This window comes from Microcystis ichthyoblabe FBCC-A1114 (genome assembly GCF_050500245.1).
GTDB classification, from domain to species: domain Bacteria; phylum Cyanobacteriota; class Cyanobacteriia; order Cyanobacteriales; family Microcystaceae; genus Microcystis; species Microcystis ichthyoblabe_A.
The window spans coordinates 1,844,271-1,865,315 of record NZ_CP191408.1 but is presented as its reverse complement, the minus strand read 5'-3'; the positions used below and the strand labels follow the sequence as shown (position 1 = coordinate 1,865,315).

Annotated in this window: 19 protein-coding genes; 8 read left to right on the top strand and 11 right to left on the bottom strand. The window is 43.2% G+C overall.

Annotated elements, in window-relative coordinates; genetic code table 11:
• Positions 1-15 precede the first annotated feature (15 nt).
• Together ACQY1Y_RS09005 and ACQY1Y_RS09000 are read right to left on the bottom strand one after the other, a co-directional pair.
• Positions 16-1,179 carry a HigA family addiction module antitoxin gene (locus tag ACQY1Y_RS09005; RefSeq protein ID WP_430014433.1) on the bottom strand — a complete coding sequence of 388 codons (1,164 nt, stop codon included), beginning with the start codon at positions 1,177-1,179 and terminating at the stop codon, positions 16-18.
• Between the two features lie 43 nt (positions 1,180-1,222).
• Positions 1,223-1,507: a type II toxin-antitoxin system RelE/ParE family toxin gene (locus ACQY1Y_RS09000; RefSeq protein WP_430014432.1), complete on the bottom strand. Its 285-nt coding sequence runs from the start codon at positions 1,505-1,507 to the stop codon at positions 1,223-1,225.
• A 420-nt stretch (positions 1,508-1,927) separates the two neighbouring features.
• Here ACQY1Y_RS09000 and rpsL point away from each other — a divergent pair, with 420 nt between their 5' ends.
• The 5 genes from rpsL (at position 1,928) to rpsJ (ending at position 6,947) form a co-directional block, all read left to right on the top strand.
• The gene (rpsL, locus tag ACQY1Y_RS08995; protein ID WP_002740176.1) at positions 1,928-2,311 is read left to right on the top strand and encodes a 30S ribosomal protein S12; all 384 of its coding nucleotides are present in this window, start codon (positions 1,928-1,930) and stop codon (positions 2,309-2,311) included.
• A gap of 155 nt (positions 2,312-2,466) precedes the next feature.
• Positions 2,467-2,937, top strand: coding sequence for a 30S ribosomal protein S7 (gene rpsG / locus ACQY1Y_RS08990; protein WP_002739653.1), 471 nt, complete (start codon positions 2,467-2,469; stop codon positions 2,935-2,937).
• A gap of 143 nt (positions 2,938-3,080) precedes the next feature.
• Positions 3,081-5,156: an elongation factor G gene (fusA, locus tag ACQY1Y_RS08985; RefSeq protein WP_430014431.1), complete on the top strand. Its 2,076-nt coding sequence runs from the start codon at positions 3,081-3,083 to the stop codon at positions 5,154-5,156.
• Positions 5,157-5,309: 153 nt separating this feature from the next.
• Positions 5,310-6,539: an elongation factor Tu gene (tuf, locus tag ACQY1Y_RS08980; RefSeq protein WP_430014430.1), complete on the top strand. Its 1,230-nt coding sequence runs from the start codon at positions 5,310-5,312 to the stop codon at positions 6,537-6,539.
• A gap of 90 nt (positions 6,540-6,629) precedes the next feature.
• Positions 6,630-6,947, top strand: a complete 318-nt coding sequence (rpsJ, locus tag ACQY1Y_RS08975) for a 30S ribosomal protein S10 (protein ID WP_002740287.1) — start codon at positions 6,630-6,632, stop codon at positions 6,945-6,947.
• Positions 6,948-7,092: 145 nt separating this feature from the next.
• Here rpsJ and glyQ read toward each other — a convergent pair whose 3' ends face one another.
• The 3 genes from glyQ to fabI form a co-directional block, all read right to left on the bottom strand.
• Complete coding sequence (gene glyQ, locus ACQY1Y_RS08970) at positions 7,093-7,968, bottom strand: glycine--tRNA ligase subunit alpha (protein WP_430014429.1); 876 nt, start codon at positions 7,966-7,968, stop codon at positions 7,093-7,095.
• Between the two features lie 176 nt (positions 7,969-8,144).
• Complete coding sequence (locus ACQY1Y_RS08965) at positions 8,145-9,068, bottom strand: hypothetical protein (RefSeq protein WP_002750096.1); 924 nt, start codon at positions 9,066-9,068, stop codon at positions 8,145-8,147.
• Positions 9,069-9,347: 279 nt separating this feature from the next.
• Positions 9,348-10,124 (bottom strand): enoyl-ACP reductase FabI, encoded by a 777-nt coding sequence (gene fabI / locus ACQY1Y_RS08960; RefSeq protein ID WP_002740281.1) that lies wholly within the window; start codon positions 10,122-10,124, stop codon positions 9,348-9,350.
• 214 nt (positions 10,125-10,338) lie between these two features.
• Here fabI and ntcA point away from each other — a divergent pair, with 214 nt between their 5' ends.
• Both ntcA and ACQY1Y_RS08950 read left to right on the top strand, forming a co-directional pair.
• Complete coding sequence (ntcA, locus tag ACQY1Y_RS08955; RefSeq protein WP_002750097.1) at positions 10,339-11,016, top strand: global nitrogen regulator NtcA; 678 nt, start codon at positions 10,339-10,341, stop codon at positions 11,014-11,016.
• Between the two features lie 7 nt (positions 11,017-11,023).
• The gene (locus ACQY1Y_RS08950; protein ID WP_430014428.1) at positions 11,024-12,511 is read left to right on the top strand and encodes a DUF3084 domain-containing protein; all 1,488 of its coding nucleotides are present in this window, start codon (positions 11,024-11,026) and stop codon (positions 12,509-12,511) included.
• A 13-nt stretch (positions 12,512-12,524) separates the two neighbouring features.
• Here the strand turns inward: ACQY1Y_RS08950 and ACQY1Y_RS08945 are convergent, their stop codons facing one another.
• From ACQY1Y_RS08945 to ccsB, 6 genes are all read right to left on the bottom strand, one after another.
• Positions 12,525-13,109, bottom strand: coding sequence for a Uma2 family endonuclease (locus ACQY1Y_RS08945; RefSeq protein WP_002776514.1), 585 nt, complete (start codon positions 13,107-13,109; stop codon positions 12,525-12,527).
• A 79-nt stretch (positions 13,110-13,188) separates the two neighbouring features.
• Positions 13,189-13,764, bottom strand: coding sequence for a Uma2 family endonuclease (locus ACQY1Y_RS08940; protein WP_002750100.1), 576 nt, complete (start codon positions 13,762-13,764; stop codon positions 13,189-13,191).
• A gap of 46 nt (positions 13,765-13,810) precedes the next feature.
• On the bottom strand, positions 13,811-15,055 hold the full coding sequence (locus ACQY1Y_RS08935; protein WP_430014427.1) for an ATP-binding protein: 1,245 nt from the start codon (positions 15,053-15,055) through the stop codon (positions 13,811-13,813).
• A 384-nt stretch (positions 15,056-15,439) separates the two neighbouring features.
• Positions 15,440-16,762: a serine/threonine protein kinase gene (locus ACQY1Y_RS08930; protein WP_430014426.1), complete on the bottom strand. Its 1,323-nt coding sequence runs from the start codon at positions 16,760-16,762 to the stop codon at positions 15,440-15,442.
• Between the two features lie 56 nt (positions 16,763-16,818).
• The gene (locus tag ACQY1Y_RS08925) at positions 16,819-17,712 is read right to left on the bottom strand and encodes an aspartoacylase (RefSeq protein ID WP_430014425.1); all 894 of its coding nucleotides are present in this window, start codon (positions 17,710-17,712) and stop codon (positions 16,819-16,821) included.
• A 128-nt stretch (positions 17,713-17,840) separates the two neighbouring features.
• Complete coding sequence (ccsB, locus tag ACQY1Y_RS08920; RefSeq protein ID WP_002750103.1) at positions 17,841-18,827, bottom strand: c-type cytochrome biogenesis protein CcsB; 987 nt, start codon at positions 18,825-18,827, stop codon at positions 17,841-17,843.
• Positions 18,828-18,959: 132 nt separating this feature from the next.
• On the opposite strand from ccsB, the gene ftsH reads away from it, so the two are divergent.
• The gene (gene ftsH / locus ACQY1Y_RS08915) at positions 18,960-20,924 is read left to right on the top strand and encodes an ATP-dependent zinc metalloprotease FtsH (protein WP_287232125.1); all 1,965 of its coding nucleotides are present in this window, start codon (positions 18,960-18,962) and stop codon (positions 20,922-20,924) included.
• The last annotated feature ends 121 nt before the right edge of the window (positions 20,925-21,045 follow it).

The following is a 21,045-nucleotide window of genomic DNA, read 5'->3' as shown; positions in this document are numbered from 1 at the left end:
CTCCGCTTACAGCAGTTATCTTAATGGTGAGATAGGAAGTTTTCCTTTTGGGGAGTCGCTCGTCAATACCAAAAAGGAATTCTGCGTATTTAGACAATATTTCTCCTTAAGATCATTATAGTTTTGATAAGAAATAATTTGCTCATGTTGCATTCTACCAACAATAATACCAGGGTGTATTCCTAGTTGTTCGGCAAATTGATTAATAGCTTTTCTATTCAGAGAATTATTGGCGATAAATCTCTGCCAATCTCTGGGAGCAATTAAGAAATTAGCCGCAAAAACATCCGCCTCTTTTTCTTTAATTTTATCTCGAATATCTTTATCTTGCCCCTCTAAAAATAAAGTTCGTTTCCCATGTAATAAAATATGACCAGCTTCATGAAAAAAAGAAAACCAAAAATGATCATTTGTTTTGTATCGATCGCTCAATTGAATTAAAGCTCTGTGAGAATCTAACCAACGGGTAGCACCGTGTACCCTTGTTTTCGGAAGTTCAGGGACAAAGGCTAAGGCAACCCCCGCTGCCGCACAAAGCTCGATCATTTGCGGTTGAAATACCTCGATAGACTTAATAGTTAACGAACGAATTTGTCGCAAGGCATCTCTGAATTTCAACTCGTTGTAATCAGCACAATTAATTTTCGATGCTTCTATTTCTCCTTGACGTAACCATGCTGTTATTGCCCCTCGATCGCTATCAAATGCTTGAGACTTTCTAAAATCAATCGATAAATTTCTCCCCCAAATCTCCTCCCATTGCTCAGGGGAGACAACGGCAAAAAAATTCAAACTCTCCCGTAATTGCTCTATTTTATCCTCATCAAACTTGAGCCAGCCTAGTTTAGTCATCTGGCGATAAGGAATTTGTTTTAACCAGTCTAAATAACCTTTTAATCTTTGAGTCTCGTTTTTTCTCGCTAAATATTCCCGATAAAGTCTTTCGCGCTCTATCCAGAAACTGGCGGGAGTTCCTAACACTAACTCTATCTGTAAGGCGGTATCGATAGTAATCTCCGCTTTACCTTTTATGATCTCATTGATAGTCTTTTTTGGTCTGCCCATGCGTTGGGCGAGTTCCGATTGAGACATATTTCTTTCTTCTAGGATTTCGGCAAGGGTTTCTCCCGGTGGAGAAATAAAATCCGGTGCATATCTGTTCTCAATAGTATTAGTCATGGGTGTCATCTATGCCAATAATTACGACTGCGGTTACTTTCTTCTAATCAATTCCCCCGTCTGCTTTTCGAGGAATCGGTATATTAGCCGGCTCAAAAATTAGTCTGAGAGGATGAACTAAATCTAGAGATAGTTGTCCAGCACGGTTATGTAACAATTCGTGGCAACGTCCCGGCAGCGATCGCATTTCCTCCAGGACAATAACTGCTTTTAAGTCGTCGAGTCTTTGCCTGATTTTCTTAGCCATCTTCTCTCCATACTGTTTTTTCAGTAGTCTTTGGCTATTGCATTCGTTCTCAAATTTTTTTTCCTTAAAGACAATATCCATTGTAGATGACCCTTGTAATATTGTTAACCTCAAAGGTTAACAATATTTTATGGTAGCCTGTGGTGCATCCAGTACAAAAGCTCTAAATATAGCGTTAAGAGCTGATAGTCTAGACACCAGTTCTGAAAATGAGGTTAGCTAGAGACAGTTTTTCAGATATTAGCCGATTAATCAGGTGATAATTATCGCTAAAATCGCACCATCAAGCCAAAACAACGAAGCTGTAATTTTATCGTCTAATAACGCCCGAATTGAGTGCCGCCGCTGCCCAAGAAAAAGACAATCTCTAACCTCCGAAACCAGAGAAAAGCACAATAAGCGACTTGACAACAACAGCGGCAATTTGCTATAATGGCCTTTTGTCAACGATTTGACCTTCGGTAACAAGGAGTTCAGAGTAACCTTAGATACAGCCCTATCATGCCCACCATTCAGCAATTAATACGCGACGAAAGATCCAAAGCGAAAAGAAAAACCAAATCTCCCGCCCTCAAACAATGCCCCCAACGTCGGGGAGTTTGTACAAGAGTATATACCACCACACCCAAAAAACCCAACTCAGCCCTACGGAAAGTGGCTAGGGTACGTTTAACCTCTGGATTTGAGGTGACAGCCTACATCCCGGGCATCGGTCATAACCTGCAAGAACACTCGGTCGTCCTCATTCGCGGCGGTCGGGTCAAAGATCTACCCGGAGTCAGATATCACATCATTCGCGGCACCCTTGATGCCACCGGGGTGAAAAACCGTCAAAAGGCGCGGTCCAAGTACGGAACCAAACGCCCCAAACCCGCCGCTAAATAAACAGGAAATTGATTAACCAAAAAAATACTCCCACCGAGTCGGTCAAAGTTAACCCAAGAGACTGAAAACTCGCAGGAGAGGGTTTGAGATGGGCTGTAATCATCCGACTGTCAAGCAAAAGTTAAAGTTAACCTAGAAAATTCAGGAATACTCCGATGTCTCGCCGTAAAAACGTCAAAAAACGTCCTATTCCCCCCGATCCCGTTTACAATAGCTGTTTAGTCAGCATGACTATCCGCCGGATCATGCGATCGGGCAAAAAATCCCTAGCCGCTAACATCGTTTACGATGCCCTAAAAACCGTCGGCGAACGTACCGGTCAAGAACCCCTAGAAGTATTTGAAAAAGCCGTTAAAAACGCCACCCCCCTAGTGGAAGTGAAAGCCCGCCGGGTCGGTGGAGCCACCTATCAAGTGCCGATGGAAGTACGCACCAACCGTGGTAGTACATTGGCACTGCGTTGGTTAGTCCATTATGCCAGAACCAGAGGCGGCAAAACCATGGCTGGTAAACTAGCTAACGAGATCATGGATGCGGCCAATGAAACCGGCGGCACGATCAAAAAACGGGAAGAAACCCACCGGATGGCAGAGGCAAACAAAGCCTTTGCCCACTATCGTTACTAAGAAAGATACTTTAAAGATACTTTAAGGGCGGTGGACTGCACCGCTGCCGCCAAAAAACTGTCAAGAAAAGTATAGAATTGTAAATAGTGTAAAAAATCCTAGAACAAAATCCCATCACTGGCAAGCAAAGCAAGGAGGTTGCTGTGGCACGGACTATCCCGCTAGAGAGAGTGCGAAACATCGGAATCGCCGCTCACATAGACGCGGGCAAAACAACGACAACAGAAAGAATCCTGTTCTATACGGGAGTCGCTCATAAACTGGGCGAAGTCCACGACGGAACGGCAATTACCGACTGGATGGAACAGGAACGGGAGCGAGGAATCACCATCACCGCCGCCGCCATCAGTACCAGTTGGCAAGATCATCGCATCAACATCATTGATACCCCTGGCCACGTCGATTTCACCATTGAAGTGGAACGTTCCATGCGGGTACTCGATGGCGTGGTGGCGGTTTTCTGCTCTGTTGGTGGTGTACAACCCCAATCGGAAACCGTCTGGAGACAAGCCGATCGGTACAAAGTACCCCGGATTGCCTTTATCAACAAAATGGACAGAACGGGAGCGAACTTCTTCAAAGTTTACGAACAATTAAGAGATCGCCTTAGAGCTAACGCCGTTCCCATCCAAATGCCGATCGGCGCAGAAAGCCAACTGAGCGGGATCGTTGATCTCGTCAAGATGCGCGCCTATATATATAAGGACGATCTAGGCAAAGACATAGAAGAAACCGACATTCCCGAAGACTTATTGAAAAAGGCCGAAGAATTCCACGTGCAGCTGGTGGAGGCTGTAGCGGAAGCCGATGAAGAACTCCTAGAAAAATATCTAGAAGGTGAAGAACTCACCGAAGCCGAAATCAAACGCGGTCTCAGAGAAGGGACGATTGCTGGTACAATTGTTCCCGTCCTCTGCGGCTCGGCTTTCAAAAACAAAGGGGTACAACTGCTCCTCGATGCCGTTGTCGATTATCTGCCCTCACCCTCGGAAGTAGCCGCCGTTAAAGGGATTCTTCCCGATGGCAGCGAGGCAATCCGGGAAGCCAAGGACGATGCGCCCTTCTCTGCTCTCGCCTTCAAAATCATGGCCGATCCCTTCGGTCGTTTAACCTTCCTACGGGTCTATTCCGGTGTACTAGCTAAAGGCAGCTACGCCTACAACTCCACCAAAGGAACCAAAGAACGGATCGCTCGCCTGATCGTCCTCAAATCCAACGAACGGATCGAAGTGGATGAACTGCGCGCCGGTGATCTAGGAGCGGCGATCGGACTGAAAAACACCATTACAGGGGATACCCTCTGTGATGAGAAGAACCCAGTTATCCTAGAATCCCTCTTTATCCCCGAACCGGTTATCTCCGTAGCGGTGGAACCGAAAACCAAACAGGACATCGAGAAACTCAGCAAAGCTCTGCAAGCTCTCTCCGATGAAGATCCCACCTTCCGGGTCAAAGTTGATCCCGAAACCAATCAAACGGTAATCGCTGGGATGGGAGAACTGCACCTGGAAATCCTAGTCGATCGAATGCTGCGGGAGTACAAAGTCGAAGCGACGGTGGGCGCTCCCCAGGTGGCCTATCGGGAAACTGTGCGGAAACCTGTACGGGCCGAGGGTAAATTTATCCGTCAAAGTGGCGGTAAAGGGCAGTACGGCCACGTCGTAATCGAACTGGAACCGGGTGAACCGGGGTCAGGCTTTGTCTTCGTCTCCAAAATTGTCGGTGGTGCTATCCCCAAAGAATACATCAACCCGTCAGAACAAGGGATGAAAGAAGCTTGCGAATCGGGGATCGTAGCGGGTTATCCTGTCATCGACCTGAAAGCAACCCTGGTAGATGGTTCTTTCCACGATGTGGACTCCTCCGAGATGGCCTTTAAGATTGCCGGTTCCATGGCGATCAAAGAAGCGGTGATGAAAGCTGCCCCCGTTCTCCTAGAACCAATGATGAAAGTCGAAGTGGAAGTACCCGAAGACTTCATCGGTAACGTCATCGGTGATCTTAACTCCCGTCGGGGACAAATCGAAGGCCAAGAAACCGAGGCTGGCATCGCCAAAGTCTCCGCTAAAGTCCCCCTAGCGGAAATGTTTGGTTACGCCACTGATATTCGCTCTAAAACCCAAGGACGGGGCATCTTCACCATGGAATTTAGCCATTACGAAGAAGTCCCCCGCAACGTGGCTGAGGCGATTATCACCAAAAGTAAAGGGAACGGTTAATCAGTTGCCAGTGACCAGTGAGCAGTGGGGATAAACCGATCATTTAAATTCGATCGGTCAACCCTAATAACTGCTAACTTAAAACTGATCTCTGGTGACTGATTAATGTTCACCCGGCTGAAGAAGAAAAAAAAACAAAGGAACAGAAAGTAAATGGCACGCGCTAAATTTGAACGGACGAAACCCCACGTTAACATCGGTACGATCGGTCACGTTGACCACGGCAAAACTACCCTCACCGCCGCTATCACTATGACCCTAGCGGCTCTGGGTAATGCCCAAGCTAGAAAATATGATGAAATCGATGCCGCTCCCGAAGAAAAGGCTCGCGGGATCACCATTAACACCGCTCACGTTGAGTACGAAACCGCTGATCGCCACTATGCACACGTGGACTGCCCCGGCCACGCCGACTATGTAAAAAACATGATCACCGGTGCGGCACAGATGGACGGTGGTATTCTCGTGGTCTCGGCCGCCGATGGCCCGATGCCCCAAACCAGGGAACATATCCTGCTGGCTCGTCAGGTGGGTGTACCTAACCTGGTGGTCTTCCTCAACAAAAAAGATATGGTGGATGATGAGGAGTTACTGGAACTCGTGGAACTGGAAGTGCGCGAACTTCTCACCAGTTACGACTTTGCTGGCGACGATATCCCCATTATTGCCGGTTCTGCGAAAGAAGCCCTCGACTACATGACCAAAAATCCCAAGGCCCAAAAAGGCGATAACGAGTGGGTGGACGCAATTTATGAATTAATGGACGCGGTGGATAGCTATATCCCCACCCCTGAACGGGATATCGATAAACCCTTCCTGATGGCGGTAGAAGACGTATTCTCGATTACTGGTCGGGGGACGGTGGCTACCGGTCGGATCGAACGCGGTAAGGTGAAAGTGGGTGATAACGTGGAATTGGTCGGGATCAGAGCAACTCGCCCCACCACCGTCACCGGGATCGAAATGTTCAAGAAAAGTCTTGACGAAGGGATGGCAGGTGACAACGCTGGTATCCTCCTGCGTGGTATCCAAAAAACCGACATCGAGCGCGGCATGGTGATCGCTAAACCGGGTACAATCAAACCCCACACCCAGTTTGAGGGGGAGGTGTATGTGTTAACTGCAGGAGAAGGTGGTCGTCACACTCCTTTCTTTAAAGAATATCGTCCTCAGTTCTATGTACGCACAACCGACGTAACTGGCACTATCAAAGACTACACCGCCGATGATGGCAGCACTGTAGAAATGGTCATGCCGGGAGACCGGATCAAAATGACCGTGGAACTGATCAACCCGATCGCTATTGAACAGGGTATGCGCTTCGCTATTCGCGAAGGTGGTCGCACCATCGGTTCCGGCGTTATCTCGAAAATTATCAAGTAGGCTAATCTACTAATTAACGGGGCAGTGAATTTAAAAGCTGCTCCGTTACTGTCTTTATTTTGTACCTTGACAATTGCAATAGGTGAAATTATGGCTACGCTACAACAACAGAAAATTCGCATTCGTTTGAAAGCTTTTGACCAGCGCTTACTCGATACTTCCTGTGAGAAGATTGTCGATACTGCCAATAGAACTAACGCCACAGCGATCGGACCGATTCCCCTACCGACAAAAAGAAAGATTTATTGTGTCCTGCGTTCCCCTCACGTTGACAAGGACTCCCGTGAACATTTTGAAACCCGCACCCATCGCCGCATTATTGATATTTACCAACCCTCTTCTAAGACAATCGATGCCTTGATGAAATTAGATTTACCCGCAGGGGTTGATATTGAAGTTAAATTGTAAAAAATGCCAAAAAGATGTTATCGCTAACATCTTTTTTTCTTCCCCACTATCCCATAACTTTTAAACAGGATTTTTGATAAAAGGAAGTTATTAAAAGAAGGGCAGTACAATTGGTAGGGGTGCATCACCAAAGATGCCCAGATCGCTAAACCGTTTGTAGGGGAAAACCTAAAGCTTCTCGTTGCTGTAAATACAATTGAGCAACCTGTCGAGCTAAATTGCGAATTCTGCCGATATAACGGGTTCTTTCAGCTACAGCAATCACACCTCTAGCATCAAGTAAATTAAAACTATGGGAACATTTGAGAACATAATCTAGACTGGGAATCACCAGAGAGCGATCGATTAATTGTTTAGCTTCCTGTTCATATAAACTGAATAAACTAAATAATAACTCAGGATTAGAAGCCTCAAAATTGTAGGTACATTGTTCGATTTCATTTTGTAGAAAAATGTCACCGTAGAGGATATTTTCATTCCATTGAATTTTATTAATTGCCTCCACATCTTGCAGATACATGGCTAATCTTTCTAAACCGTAGGTAATTTCGATCGCCACGGGACGACAATCGATACCCCCACACTGTTGAAAGTAGGTAAACTGGGTGATTTCCATACCATCTAACCACACTTCCCAACCCACACCCCAGGCGCCGAGGGTGGGAGATTCCCAGTTATCTTCCACGAAGCGAATATCGTGATCTTCTGGGTTAATTCCTAACACCCTCAGGGAGTCTAAATAGATATCCTGAATATTATCGGGAGAGGGTTTAATTAGGACTTGATATTGATAGTAATGCTGAAAACGATTGGGATTTTCGCCATAACGGCCATCCGTAGGACGACGACAGGGTTCCACATAGGCAACGGACCAAGGTTCCGGACCAATTGCCCTTAAAAAAGTGTGGGGACTCATGGTTCCTGCACCTTTTTCGGTATCATAGGGTTGAGCAACTAAACAACCGCGATCAGCCCAAAATTCATTTAATTTAGCGATAACAGCTTGGAAAGTTAGAGACATGGGAAAAAGTAAAAAAGCAGATTAGGGGTTGAGGAAGTGGGAATTATAAATTATAAATTATCAATTATAAATTATGAATTATAAATTATAAATTGGGAAGTGGGGAAGTGGGGAAGTGGGGAGCTTTTCAGTGATCAGTAAACTGATAACTGATAACTGATAACTGACGGTTAAATTCATTGACTTACTTTTAACTGTAAGCGAAAGTGGACGGGGGTAGAAGACTGGGGGAGAATAACTAATTCATAAAATCCCTCTTCGGGTAATTGACCAGACCATTGCCGATCGCTAGACTTATCTAAAAGGGTAATATTACCCGTGGGAGAGTAGAAAGATAGTAAAACTTCGCCTTCCGCCTCTAAATTTAAGTTTAACCGATCACTGGAACGCAATTTTATTGCATAGGCTTTTCCTTGTCCCTCGCTGAGAATTGCCTCGATAACTTCCTCCCCCCCCGCGTCTAAACTTTCGATCGCTTGGTAGGATAGGCCAGACTGTAAAGATTGTAACTGATTCCAGGCCAAACCACTCCATAGTTGACCCAGGCTTGTATCAAAACTTGGTCTTTCTGTCAATTCGGGAAATAGCTGAAAAAAGGCAGTATCAGTGAGTAAATTAAAGACTATACCGCTTAAGCGTAATTGATTCACTTGTTCTCGCCATTTTTCTCGCTGTTGCTCGTTGTAGCTACCTAATGCTTCTCTAGTGCCAGAATCGAGACGTTCTAAGCGATCGAGTATTTCTGCTCCTAGAATGTCTCTTTGTTCCTGTTTCTGTTTTTCCTCTTTGATATCCCCATAGCGGAGGTTAAACAATTCATTGACGAGATTTTTAAAAAACTGACTATCAATTCCCAACTCTAGACGACGCTTTCTCATCTCAGTTTTCCGTTGCCATGCCGTATCTGTGGCAGAATTAAAATTATTTTCCTCCGTGGCAAAAACTGGTTTAACGGTTTCGTGTTGATTGCTGTGTTTAACCCACTGTTTCCCAATTAACCAGCCTATTGCCGCCGATAATAACATCAAGAGGCAAAAAATAGCGATTCTGCCAGAACAGCCGAGAAAAACGGGCGATTTATTCCGATAATTGGCGGCCATTGTCTTCTTAGACGATTTAGGGTTTTGGTCTGTAAAGATGAGATTAACACAAATAATAGGCTAAGACGCATTTTAATCGCCTATCCTGAGATTCGCCGAATCTTCCCCAATCCCTTCACCAATGCAAAAATGAAAAGCATCATTGAGAAATTGTTTGAAAATAGGGAATAAATTGTGAAAAAATTAAATGAACCTTCAGACCGATCACAATTAACCCCAAAGAAGTCAAAAATCCCCCTTCAGAACCCCGTGACACTAATAACTAATAACTGAATAAAACTACATTCCCATAATTTCGTAACCGGAATCTACATAAATAATCTGACCGGTAATACCACTAGAAAGATCACTGGCTAAAAAAGCGGCCGTATTTCCTACCTCAATTTGTGTCACGGTGCGATGTAAAGGAGCGATTTCTTCCACATGATGGATCATATCAAGAATTCCCCCCACGGCCGAAGATGCTAAGGTGCGAATTGGACCGGCAGAAATACCATTAACTCGGATCTTTTGGCCACCTAATTCCGCAGCTAAATAGCGAACACTCATTTCTAAACCGGCTTTTGCCACCCCCATTAAATTATAGTTAGGAATTACCTTGACACCGCCGAGATAGGTAAGAGTGATAATACTTCCCCCTTCCGTCATCAAGGGTTTAGCCGATCGCGCTAGACGGGTTAGGGAAAAAGTGCTAATATCTAGGGATTTAGTGAAAGCTTCCCGGGGGATGGCGGTAAAATCGCCCGTTAAACCCTCTTTATCGGCAAAAGCGAGACAGTGAATCAAAATATCCAGTTTACCCCATTTTTCCGCCACTGTAGCGAAAGTATCTTCTACCTGTTGGTCATTTTGGACATCGCAGGGGACATAAAAAGCGGGATTAAGTTCATCGGCCAATTCTCGCACTTTTTTCTCAAAACGGCCTTTTTCGTCGGGGAGATAGGTGACACCGATATTTGCACCAGCTTGATGGAGTTGTTGAGCAATTCCCCAAGCGATCGAGCGATTATTGGCAATTCCTGTCACTAGGGCGTTTTTTCCCGTTAAATCTAACATAGTTCTCGTTTCTCTTACAAAAATCTCCCCAATAGCCGACCCCAGCGAGATTCGGTATAATAGGGATACAGATAACGGGGCAGCAATGATCACCCCTCCCCTATTGTCTGGCAAAAAGCGCCCAAAACTTTTCCCAGTTTAGCGAGCGGTTGTGTTTAATAGAGGTGACACTCGTTGGATAATAAAAACAATTTTCCCCTTTTTTGGATGTGAGATGGACTTATCATTAATACAAGATAAACCCCTAGCAGATGTGTTCCGTCGAATCGGCAGCGGCAATTTCCCCCCGGTGGTGGAGTTGTTCGAGCGTGGCAAAACGATCTTTTTCCCGGGAGATCCCGCCGAAAGAGTCTATTTTTTGCTGAAAGGAGCCGTTAAGTTATCGCGAGTCTATGAAGCGGGAGAGGAAATTACCGTGGCTCTACTGCGGGAAAATAGCGTCTTTGGTGTGCTATCCTTACTGACTGGTCAGCGATCGGATCGTTTTTATCATGCCGTGGCTTTTACTCCGGTAGAATTACTCTCGGCCCCGATCGAGCAGGTAGAAAGATCCCTCCGCAATAATCCCGATTTATCAATGTTGATGCTGCAGGGTTTGTCCTCGCGGATTCTGCAAACGGAAATGATGATCGAAACCTTAGCTCACCGGGATATGGGTTCACGTTTGGTCAGTTTTTTATTAATTCTCTGTCGTGATTTTGGGGTTCCCACCACCGATGGCATCCGGGTGGATCTAAAATTGTCTCACCAAGCGATCGCAGAAGCGATCGGTTCTACCCGCGTCACTGTCACCCGTTTATTGGGAGAGCTGCGGGATCAAGAAATGGTCTCAATTTACAAGAAGAAAATTACCGTCCATAATCCCGTCGCTCTCAGTCAACAATTTACCTAAATTCTGGATGACTAGCGCTTATATTTTAGTTTTGGCCATCGTGGTTTTAGGTGGTCTGATAGCTGCGGTTGGCGATCGCATAGGTAGCCGTATCGGTAAGAAAAGGATGCGTTTATTTAATCTGCGTCCGAAACAAACCGCAACTTTGATGACGATTGTAACGGGAATTTTGATCGCCGGTTCGACTTTAATTGTCTTATTTGCTTCTAGTAAATCCCTGCGTCAAGGGGTTTTTGAACTGGATCGCCTGTTAAATGAACGTCGTGCCGCTATCAAAGATTTAGAAAGTCAGGTAAGAAAAACCACCGAACAAAAAAATCGAGTGGAAAAGGCTTTAAAAACGGCTAAAAGTGAACAGATAGCTGTGCAGAAACGTCTAGAGGTTCTTAATAAAAATTATCAAGCTTCTCGTCAACGTTTGCGATTAGTTTCGGGACAGTTGGAAAAGTTTCGCAAGGAAGTGGCTAATTTAAATAATGAACGAGTCATTTTAACTAATCAAAAGGCACAGTTAACCAGTCAACGGGATCAATTGTCCCAACAAAAATCAATTCTTTCTAGTCAGATCAATCAACTACAAACCACCGTTCAAGTTAGAGATAAAGAGTTAGCTAATCAACAAAAATTATTAACAACCAGACAAGCGCGACTTCAACAGTTGGAAACTCAACAAAAAACCCTACAGCTAGAAATTGATCGCCGGGATCAACGTATTGGAGAACTCGATCGATCGATTGTGGATAAAAATTTTGCTTTGGAACAGCGCGAGGGAAAATTAAAAGATTTAGAAACCCAAATGGCTTTTCTTAAGCGGGAAGTGGAAGTTTTAGAACAATACTATCAAACCTATCAAGAATTGCGGGAAAAACAAATCGCTATTTTCCGGGGACAGGTGTTATCTTTTGGAGCTTTTCGTATTGTCGATCCCCAAGCTATTGTCGCTGTTATTGATAAGTTATTGCGGGAAGCGAATATAAATGCTATCCGTGCCACCCAACCGAATCAGCCTAATTTTGACCAGCGTTTAGTTAAGATCACAAAAGCACAGGTAGAACAGTTAAGTCAACAATTACAGGACGGTAAAGAATATGTGGTGAGAATCCTTTCCGCAGGTAATTATGTCTTAGGAGAAAGCGAGATTCGTGTCTTTGCTGATGTGGTTCCCAATCAAAGAGTTTTTGAGGAGAAACAGGTGATCGCTACCGTTTCTATTGATCCCCAAAATATGACAGAAGAAGACCTACAAAAGCGATTAGATTTACTCTTAGCTTCGGCTCAATTTCGCGCTAGAAGTGCGGGAGTTTTAGGGTCAATTCAAGTGGAAGATGGTTTATTAACTACGGTAGTTAACTTTATTGGTCAAGTGAAAAAGTCGGGTAATTCTATCGAGACACTTGAGGCAGTTGCTGCTAGTAAAACTAATACATCTGGACCTTTAACTTTGCGTTTAGTAGCGGTAAAAGATGGTAAAATTGTTTTTAGTACGTCTTCTTAAAAGATAGCTAAAGTTAGGATTTGAGATTAAAATCAACTCCTTCGTAAATATCGGCAAGATTTAAGCTAATTCCTAAAGAATCTAGGGATATAATTCCCCTTGCTGGGGTGTATTCTTGCAGTAACCAATTATTTTCCGAGGTTTTGCTATAGGATTCTATTAGTATCTCCTCTTGACTGACGAGAAGATATTGGTTTAATTGGGGTATAGAACGATAATAACGAAATTTATCACCCCGATCATAACCAGAGGTGGAAGGGGATAAAACTTCGATAATTACACAGGGATTTAAAATTTCATCGTTGCGATTATCACTAAATAATGGTTCCCCAGCAATGATCATTAAATCTGGGTATAAACCGCGATTATACTGGGGTATCCATAGTCGTAAATCACTGGGAAAGACTTCATAAATAGTTTTCCTTAAAGCATTGTCTAACAAGCGAATTAAATTGCGTACCAGTCGATTATGATTGATGCTTCCCCCTGTCATCTCGATAATTTCTCCGTCGTGATATTCCTGTTTAGTTTCCGCTCTAGTTTCTAAATTACGATATTCTTCTAAGCTGAGGGTTTTGGTAGGAGATCGAGTTAGCATTTTCTCTGTCACAGAATTTTTAATCCTCCCGATTATAACCTAGATCACAGAAAAAAGGTTATCATTCATCAATTATTCTTCAATTAAAATCAACTCCTTCGTAAATATCGGCAAGATTTAAGCTAATTCCTAAAGAATCTAGGGATATAATTCCCCTTGCTTGGGTGTATTCTTGCAGCAACCAATTATTTTCTGAGGTTTTGCTATAGGATTCTATTAATATCTCCCCTTGACTGACGAGAAGATATTGGTTTAATTGGGGTATAGAACGATAATAACGAAATTTATCACCCCGATCATAACTAGAGGTGGAAGGGGATAAAACTTCGATAATTACACAGGGATTTAAAATTTCATCGTTGCGATTATCACTAAATAATGGTTCCCCAGCAATGATCATTAAATCTGGGTATAAACCGCGATTATACTGGGGTATCCATAGACGTAGATCGCTAGATTGAAGACGATAATTAGTTCCTCTTAAAGCTAATTTTAGCAGGACAATAAGATTAATGAGAATACTATTATGATTGATGCTTCCCCCTGTCATCTCGATAATTTCCCCGTCGTGATATTCGTGTTTAACCTCGGCAATGGTTTCTAAATTACGATATTCTTCTAAGCTGAGGGTTTTGGGAGGAGATTGAGTCAACATTTTTCCAGATTAGATATTCTTTTATTTAATCATAACACAATTAATGCTACCTATTTAATTCTAATTCCCCTTGGAGAAAATCAACAAATTGTCTGGCAGTTCTTCCCGATCGCCCATTATGTTGGGTTGCCCATTGTTTGGCACGAAATTCTAAGTCTTCTAAGCTAATTTTTAATTTAGCTAAACTGGCTAAATGACGCACTATTTCCAGATACTTTTCTTGATTAGCTGGTTCAAAAGTTAGGGTTAAACCAAAGCGATCACTAAAGGATAATTTTTCTTGTACTGTGTCCCAATTATGCACTTCATCCCCATCTTTTGGTCGGGGTCGATCGGCAAAAAATTCTCTGACTAAATGTCGGCGATTAGAAGTGGCATAAACTACGACATTTTTCGGTCTAGCGGTGATACTTCCCTCTAAAACAACCTTTAAAGCTTTAAAAGCTTCATCGTCTTCTTCAAAGGATAAATCATCGACAAAGATAATAAATTTTTGCGGTAAATATCGCAGAATTTCAATAATTAATGGTAGGTCTTTTAATTGGGATTTGGCCACTTCAATTAAGCGCAATCCTTGACTATGGTATTTTTGCAATAATCCCTTGACTAGAGAGGATTTTCCCGAACCACGACTGCCATAGAGTAGCACATTTAAAGCGGGATAACCTGCTAATAAAAACTCAGTGTTTTTAATCAAGGTTTCCTTGGGCATTTCATAACCGACTATTTCTTGAATCTGCACGGGATCGGGATGAGTAATTCCTTGTAATCGACCTTCTTGCCACTTTAAAGCTTGATAACGGGCAAAAATTCCCGTACCACATTCGCGATAATAATCTGCTAAATCTTCAACTAATTCCCTCCAATCTAAACCGGAATGTAAAAAACTTTCTAATTTATTGTCCATTTCCCAAGCGGGGAAACTGAGAAATTTAATTTGTTCAAAAATTGTCGAATTGCTGAGGCTATAAATGCTAGAATTATAGAGAGATTGAAGGATAGATAAATCCTGTTTCACGCCATTAATTAAAGATTCGGGTAACTCCCAAAAACTTTTTTTCTGTACCTGTTGACTAAAGGGATTGTCATCTAATAAAATTTGTTCGACTAGAAAATCATTCCAACTGATATCTTTAGATGCTAAAGCTTGAAACCATTGACCATAGGCTTTAAGAAAATCGGCAATATTATCCGTAGATAATAGGGTAATAAATGCCTTGCCAATAGCATTATCAAAAACCCCTTGATACAAAACTAACAAGCTGACTTTTTGGTAAATTTCAGAAATCATTTTTTATTCTCCACTAATAACTAACATTTCATGGCTGTTTTTTTGTAATTCCTAATTCGATTTAATAATTGCCGTCCTGTAGCTAAGGGAATGCCAATCAGTTGTTATTATATCAAGATAGGTTAATCTTTGCAAAATTAAGGTTAAAAAAGGGAAAATACCTACCGACTAATTCCCCAGATTTCTTGAGATGAGGTACAAGGTTTTCCTTTTGGGGAGTCAGGAGAAGGCTCTTCTAGGTTCTGTGTGATAAGTTAAACTTACAATATGATCGATCAATCTTTGTGTCCTTTGTGTCTTTGTGGTTCGTTCCACCCCCTCGCTAGGAGGAATGTATCTTAGAATACATTATCCAAGAGAGCCAGGAGAAGATACCTTGTCAGGCTACATTTCCTCTTGATGAGAAACGTTATATTTGATAAAATTTAACCAATCTTGGATTTCCTGTCCTAACCAGAGACATTCATCCTCGCGGAGATTTTGACCGATAAGATAGTAATTTTTAGCTGTCCGCAGACGAATCTGATAGTTACCTTCTGTACCATTGCTATGGAGAAAAATACCCCATAAGTCTTGAGTTTTAAAAGCAAATTTTTTGTAGATAAAATTGAAAAGTTTATATTTAATTAAAACTTCTTGAGGGGTAAGAATTAATTGCATCTCCCGCGAAAAAATAAAACCAATCAGAGCTATAATAAAGGTAATAATTGGGGAGATAAAGACAGTGACAGTAAGGAAAATCGCCAAAGACCAGAGAGTAGGCGCATCGGAAGGTAGCTTAATTTTTGGTGGTAAATTAATCTCTAAATTATCCTTATGTTTAGCGATACGGATGGAACTGTGGGGAGGTTTTGGTAATTTCTTAGGATCGACTAAACTTGATACTTGACGATAGTAGGGATGTTGGAGAATTTTCAGAGCTTCTCTGGCACTTTTAAACCGCTTTTCTACTGCCATATCGGTCATAGTTTCTAACCAATCGATTAAATCATCATCGATTGTCACCAGTTGGCGAAATTGAATTTTAGAGTCGCGGTGGGGCAGTTCTATTGGCACAATTCCTGTCAATAAATGAATTAAAGTCATACCCAAGGCATATAAATCAGAACCCGGAACTGCTCGGCCCCAAAATTGTTCTAGGGGTGCATAACCACTCGTCCCCACCACGGTAAAAGTAACTCCTGTTACTGCACCGCGGGACTGGACTGCCCCAAAATCTACTAAATAAACGTTATTTTCCGAGTTAATAATTAAATTACTAGGTTTAATATCTCGATGTAATACTGGGGGCGATAATTCATGCAAATAAATGAGAATTTCGAGAACTTCTTGGGCAATATTCCGAATTACCGTAGCGGTGAAACGTTGCCCCCTTTCTAAGTGATCACTTAAGGATTCTCCCGGTATATAATCTTGTACAAGTACAAACCAAGGAATCCCATCACCTTGATTTTTATCGAGGGAAAAATAATCGCGATAGCGGGGAATACGGGGATGATGGAGAGAAGCTAAGACGGCTGCCTCCCGTTCAAATAATTTTAATTCTTCCCACTCCATCTGGGGACTAAAAGCGAGGAGTTTAATAATTACCGATTCCTGAGATAATACATCGGTAGCTAACCAAGTTTGACGACCGATAGCGGTATTTCCCAGGCGTTGTTGTAGTCGGTAACGTTCCGCTAAAAAAGAATCAGAAGTAAAGGTCATAGTGGCTTTTCCCTTATTTAGACCTGTTTTTTGTCAGTAAAACTGCTGTGGAGGTACTAATTAATATTGATTTGTTTTTTTTCTGTCCAACAAAGGGCGATTCCCTTTTCTTTGTAGGAAGATTCTCCGACAAAGATAGGATATAATTCAGATTCACCACGATAGATAATTTCCTGACCATCAAATCCTAGAAAAATCGGTTGATTGGGTTGAATTGCCTGATAATCTCGTTGGAGAATCTGAGGATGTAACATGGCTTTAATTTCACCCTGTTCATCCCTAGGATAATCGATCGATCCTAAACGTTGGTAAACTGTTAGGGATTCGCTGAAAGTATCGAGATGGGCAGCGAGATAATTTTCCTGTTCGATATAGTCTAGGATTTGATAGATAAGTGTTTCGGTTTGACGAAAAAGATAGGGACAGATGACACCATGGTTAATTGGACCGATTTCTAGGGTAAAAGCTAGGGGACAAATTCCTTTCAGAAAATGATTTTCTTCCTCGCTGACGGGATGATAAATTAAGCGCACATCAGGATTAATTTTAGTCAGATAGGTAAAGAGTTTTAATAGCCAAGGATGGGGATTAGAATAAATAATCGCCAGCATCATGTTAGATGTGGTGCTGTGAATATCGATTAATAAATCAATGAATTTTTCTCGGATTTCTTTGACTATTTTTTTGGCTCGTTTTTGTTCGTATTGCTGACAATCGGGATTCACTAAATTTTTCTGGTTAAAACAACGATTTAAATCCGTATCGATATATCTAACTCGTTGCTTTAGGGCCAAGGGGTTAGCGATGAGACTGTGGGATTGAAAACTGCTGCGAGCAATAAGATTAGGTGACTTTTGTAGGTATTTAACCAAATAAGCGGGAGTTAGTTCATTGCCATGCACACCGGCAATTAAAGCCAGATTTTTAATAGTAGTTTTCTGATCGATCATTTTTTATAAGTTTTGAGAATTTGTAATTATTTATCTAGGGCAAAATTGCCGTAATTAAATAACAATTATAAGCCTTAAAAAAGGGTAGTCTAGAGGGGCAGGTTTGCCAACCCACCCCTATAACTGATTTAGAAAAACCAACCGTAGGAATGAAGACCTTTACCTAAAAGATTCACTCCTAAATAACATACCCAAACCACAACAAAACCACTCGCTGCTAGAATAGCTGGTTTTCTTCCCTGCCATCCCCGGGTAATGCGGGCATGGAGATAAGCGGCAAACACTAACCAAGTGATTAGCGCCCAAGTTTCTTTCGGATCCCAACTCCAATAGGAACCCCAAGCTTCATTCGCCCAAACTGCTCCGGCGATGATACCGATAGTGAGAAGGGGAAAACCGAGACCAATGACCCGATAACTGATATTATCGAGGGTTTCCGCCAAGCTAAGACGTTGGGGCGAAAGAGTCGCCATCGCTGTTAGGGTGGGAGTTAAAAGGGCGGTTGTGCCACCGTTAGCCGTTTCCATGAAAACTGGCGCAGAAAGAGTGGTAGATAACTTATTTTGGAGACGATAGGCCCCCGTACCCACGGAACTGCCTTTTAACTCGATATTTTGACCTCTCGTGACGATCAGAAAAGCGATCGCCATCAGGGAACCCACCATCAAAGCAGCATAACTTAACATCATGACGCTAACGTGCATCATCAACCAATTCGATTTTAAAGCCGGAACCAAGGGCGCCGAAGTTTGCATTTCTCCGGGTAAGGACAAAGTGGCAAAAGCAGTAATCCCCATGGCTACAGGAGTCGTCACCACCCCCACCAGGCGACTGCGGCTAGTGTACTCAGCAATTAAATGAACCGCAGTTACACCCCAAGCGAGAAAGAATAAAGATTCGTAAAGATTGCTAATGGGGAAATAACCCGCTTCTAACCAACGCGCTCCCAATAAAGCGGCGATACAGAGGTTAGCGATGGCCACTCCTGTGCTGCCCAGGCCCGGCAACAAAGGTATGCTAGGAAAGGCTGTCCCGGCCCAATAAACCAGCATGGTTAAAAACAGGACTAAAAAAGAAGTGTTATCGAGAAAGTTCTCTAAGCTAACTAAATTCATGGGATTTCTCTCGTTTGTCGCTCGCTCGCTACCAAGTATTCCATCCTCTATCCTATCCCATCGGTAAGGCGATCGAGATAGGGAATTGTTAGTATGAACTTTGCATTTTCACTCTGACCCACCCTAAAAATTATGACTAATCAAGAAGATAATCAATTTTCCTGGTCACGGTTGCCGCGGTTAGGCAAAATCCTGATCATTTGTTCTGGTGTTGCCGCTTTAGGCTATTTTCTTATCCCTCGTCCCTCAGAATTATCCAATATTCCCCTCGAACCCTACAGCGAATTTATCAATAAAGTGGAACGGGGCGACATCAGTAGGGTCAGAATTGGCAATCAAGTCATCTTGTATCAATTAAAAAATCCTTTAGAATCCCTGGCTATTCCGGGTAATCCCCCCCTTAATCCCCCAGAATCAAGTAATCCCTTTCACAGTGATTCTAGTTCTCTGGCCAGCAAACCAAGCAGTAATCTAGCCCCCGGACGAGTATTGGCCACAATTCCAGTCGATAACCCCCAATTACCCCAACTATTACAGCAAAAAGGCGTAATATTCGAGGCGATTCCCGTAGCCGAAAACAGTTGGATCAGCACTCTCCTCGCTTGGGTGGTTCCCCCCTTAATTTTAGTCGCCGCTATGCAGTTTCTGCTCTATCGCAACGATGACACGCGTAAATCGCTGCTTTTTAACAAAAATCTCGCTAAAGTTTACGGAGACGACGAAAAATATCCGATTACCTTCACTGATGTGGCCGGGGCCGAGGAAGCAAAAACCGAGTTAAAGGAAATCGTCGAATTTCTCAAGGATGCCGAGCGCTTTAATAAAATTGGGGCGCGTATTCCTAAGGGTGTTCTCTTGGTCGGACCGCCGGGGACAGGAAAAACCCTCTTAGCAAAAGCGGTCGCGGGAGAAGCGGGAGTAACTTTTTTTAGCATTTCGGCCTCGGAATTCGTGGAATTATTTGTCGGCACTGGGGCAGCCCGAGTGCGGGATCTATTTGCCCAAGCGAAGAAAAATGCCCCTAGCATCATTTTTATTGATGAATTGGACGCGATCGGTAAATCAAGAAGTTCGGGATCGGGAACTAGCGGCAGTAATGATGAGCGCGAGCAGACTTTAAACCAACTTTTGACAGAAATGGACGGTTTTAGCCCCAAAGAAGCCGTCGTCATCGTTTTAGCCGCCACCAATCGCCCGGAGACTCTTGATGCCGCTTTATTGCGTCCGGGGCGCTTTGATCGCCAAGTTTTGGTGGATCGTCCCGATTTAGCGGGAAGATTGGCAATTTTGGAAATATACGCCCAACGAGTCCAGATGGGTGAAGATGTTAACCTCAAAGCGATCGCCACCCAAACCCCCGGTTTTGCCGGTGCCGATTTAGCCAACCTCGTCAATGAGGCTGCTCTCTTGGCTGCCCGTAATAATCGGGAAAAAGTCAGTCAAATCGACTTTAAAGAGGCGATAGAAAGAGTTATCGCTGGTTTAGAAAAGAAAAGTCGGGTTTTATCGGAAAAAGAAAAGAAAATCGTCGCTTATCACGAGGTCGGCCATGCTTTAGTTGGTGCTGTTATGCCGGGAGGTGGTCGCGTCGAGAAAATTTCCATCGTTCCCCGGGGTTTATCCGCTTTGGGTTATACCCTGAAAATTCCCACGGAAGACCGTTTTTTGATGACAGAAACCGAATTTAAAGAACAAATTACTATGTTATTGGGCGGTCGGGCAGCCGAAGAATTAATCTTTGGCAGTGTCACTAATGGTGCTTCCGATGATTTACAAAGGGCGACGGATATTGCGGAAAGAATGGTGACAATTTATGGTATGAGTAAATCCCTGGGTCCCCTAGCCTACGATAAAACGGGACAGGCTAATTTTTTAGGTAATAATCAGGGTAGTCCCCGGCGTTCGATCGGGGAAAATACGGCGAAAGTGATCGATGAAGAGGTTAAACAAATTATCGACGCTAGTTACCAAAAAGCCCTAGCAATTCTTAGTTATAACCGCAATTTATTAGAGTCGATTACCGCTAATCTTTTGACCACGGAAGTAATCGAAGGAGAAGAATTGCAAGAGTTATTAAATCAAGCGCAAATGGTCTGAGCAATCCTCATAAACAGGGTCTGCTGAAAAAGTTTTTCGTGGGGACAGGGTGTGGGGTGTGGGGTGTGGGGTGTGGGGTGTGGGGTGTAGGTTTTTACAGATTCTTATCTGATCAATTACC

Bases quoted from the DNA above. Each gene is read 5' to 3' on its own strand.
- ACQY1Y_RS09005 (WP_430014433.1), bottom strand. From the start codon at position 1,179: ATGACTAATACTATTGAGAACAGATATGCACCGGATTTTATTTCTCCA.
- ntcA (WP_002750097.1), top strand. From the start codon at position 10,339: ATGGACTTATCATTAATACAAGATAAACCCCTAGCAGATGTGTTCCGT.
- ftsH (WP_287232125.1), top strand. From the start codon at position 18,960: ATGACTAATCAAGAAGATAATCAATTTTCCTGGTCACGGTTGCCGCGG.
- ccsB (WP_002750103.1), bottom strand. From the start codon at position 18,827: ATGAATTTAGTTAGCTTAGAGAACTTTCTCGATAACACTTCTTTTTTA.
- ACQY1Y_RS09000 (WP_430014432.1), bottom strand. From the start codon at position 1,507: ATGGATATTGTCTTTAAGGAAAAAAAATTTGAGAACGAATGCAATAGC.
- ACQY1Y_RS08930 (WP_430014426.1), bottom strand. From the start codon at position 16,762: ATGACCTTTACTTCTGATTCTTTTTTAGCGGAACGTTACCGACTACAA.
- ACQY1Y_RS08965 (WP_002750096.1), bottom strand. From the start codon at position 9,068: ATGGCCGCCAATTATCGGAATAAATCGCCCGTTTTTCTCGGCTGTTCT.
- ACQY1Y_RS08950 (WP_430014428.1), top strand. From the start codon at position 11,024: ATGACTAGCGCTTATATTTTAGTTTTGGCCATCGTGGTTTTAGGTGGT.
- ACQY1Y_RS08935 (WP_430014427.1), bottom strand. From the start codon at position 15,055: ATGATTTCTGAAATTTACCAAAAAGTCAGCTTGTTAGTTTTGTATCAA.
- rpsL (WP_002740176.1), top strand. From the start codon at position 1,928: ATGCCCACCATTCAGCAATTAATACGCGACGAAAGATCCAAAGCGAAA.
- rpsG (WP_002739653.1), top strand. From the start codon at position 2,467: ATGTCTCGCCGTAAAAACGTCAAAAAACGTCCTATTCCCCCCGATCCC.
- ACQY1Y_RS08945 (WP_002776514.1), bottom strand. From the start codon at position 13,109: ATGCTAACTCGATCTCCTACCAAAACCCTCAGCTTAGAAGAATATCGT.
- rpsJ (WP_002740287.1), top strand. From the start codon at position 6,630: ATGGCTACGCTACAACAACAGAAAATTCGCATTCGTTTGAAAGCTTTT.
- glyQ (WP_430014429.1), bottom strand. From the start codon at position 7,968: ATGTCTCTAACTTTCCAAGCTGTTATCGCTAAATTAAATGAATTTTGG.
- ACQY1Y_RS08925 (WP_430014425.1), bottom strand. From the start codon at position 17,712: ATGATCGATCAGAAAACTACTATTAAAAATCTGGCTTTAATTGCCGGT.
- fabI (WP_002740281.1), bottom strand. From the start codon at position 10,124: ATGTTAGATTTAACGGGAAAAAACGCCCTAGTGACAGGAATTGCCAAT.
- ACQY1Y_RS08940 (WP_002750100.1), bottom strand. From the start codon at position 13,764: ATGTTGACTCAATCTCCTCCCAAAACCCTCAGCTTAGAAGAATATCGT.
- tuf (WP_430014430.1), top strand. From the start codon at position 5,310: ATGGCACGCGCTAAATTTGAACGGACGAAACCCCACGTTAACATCGGT.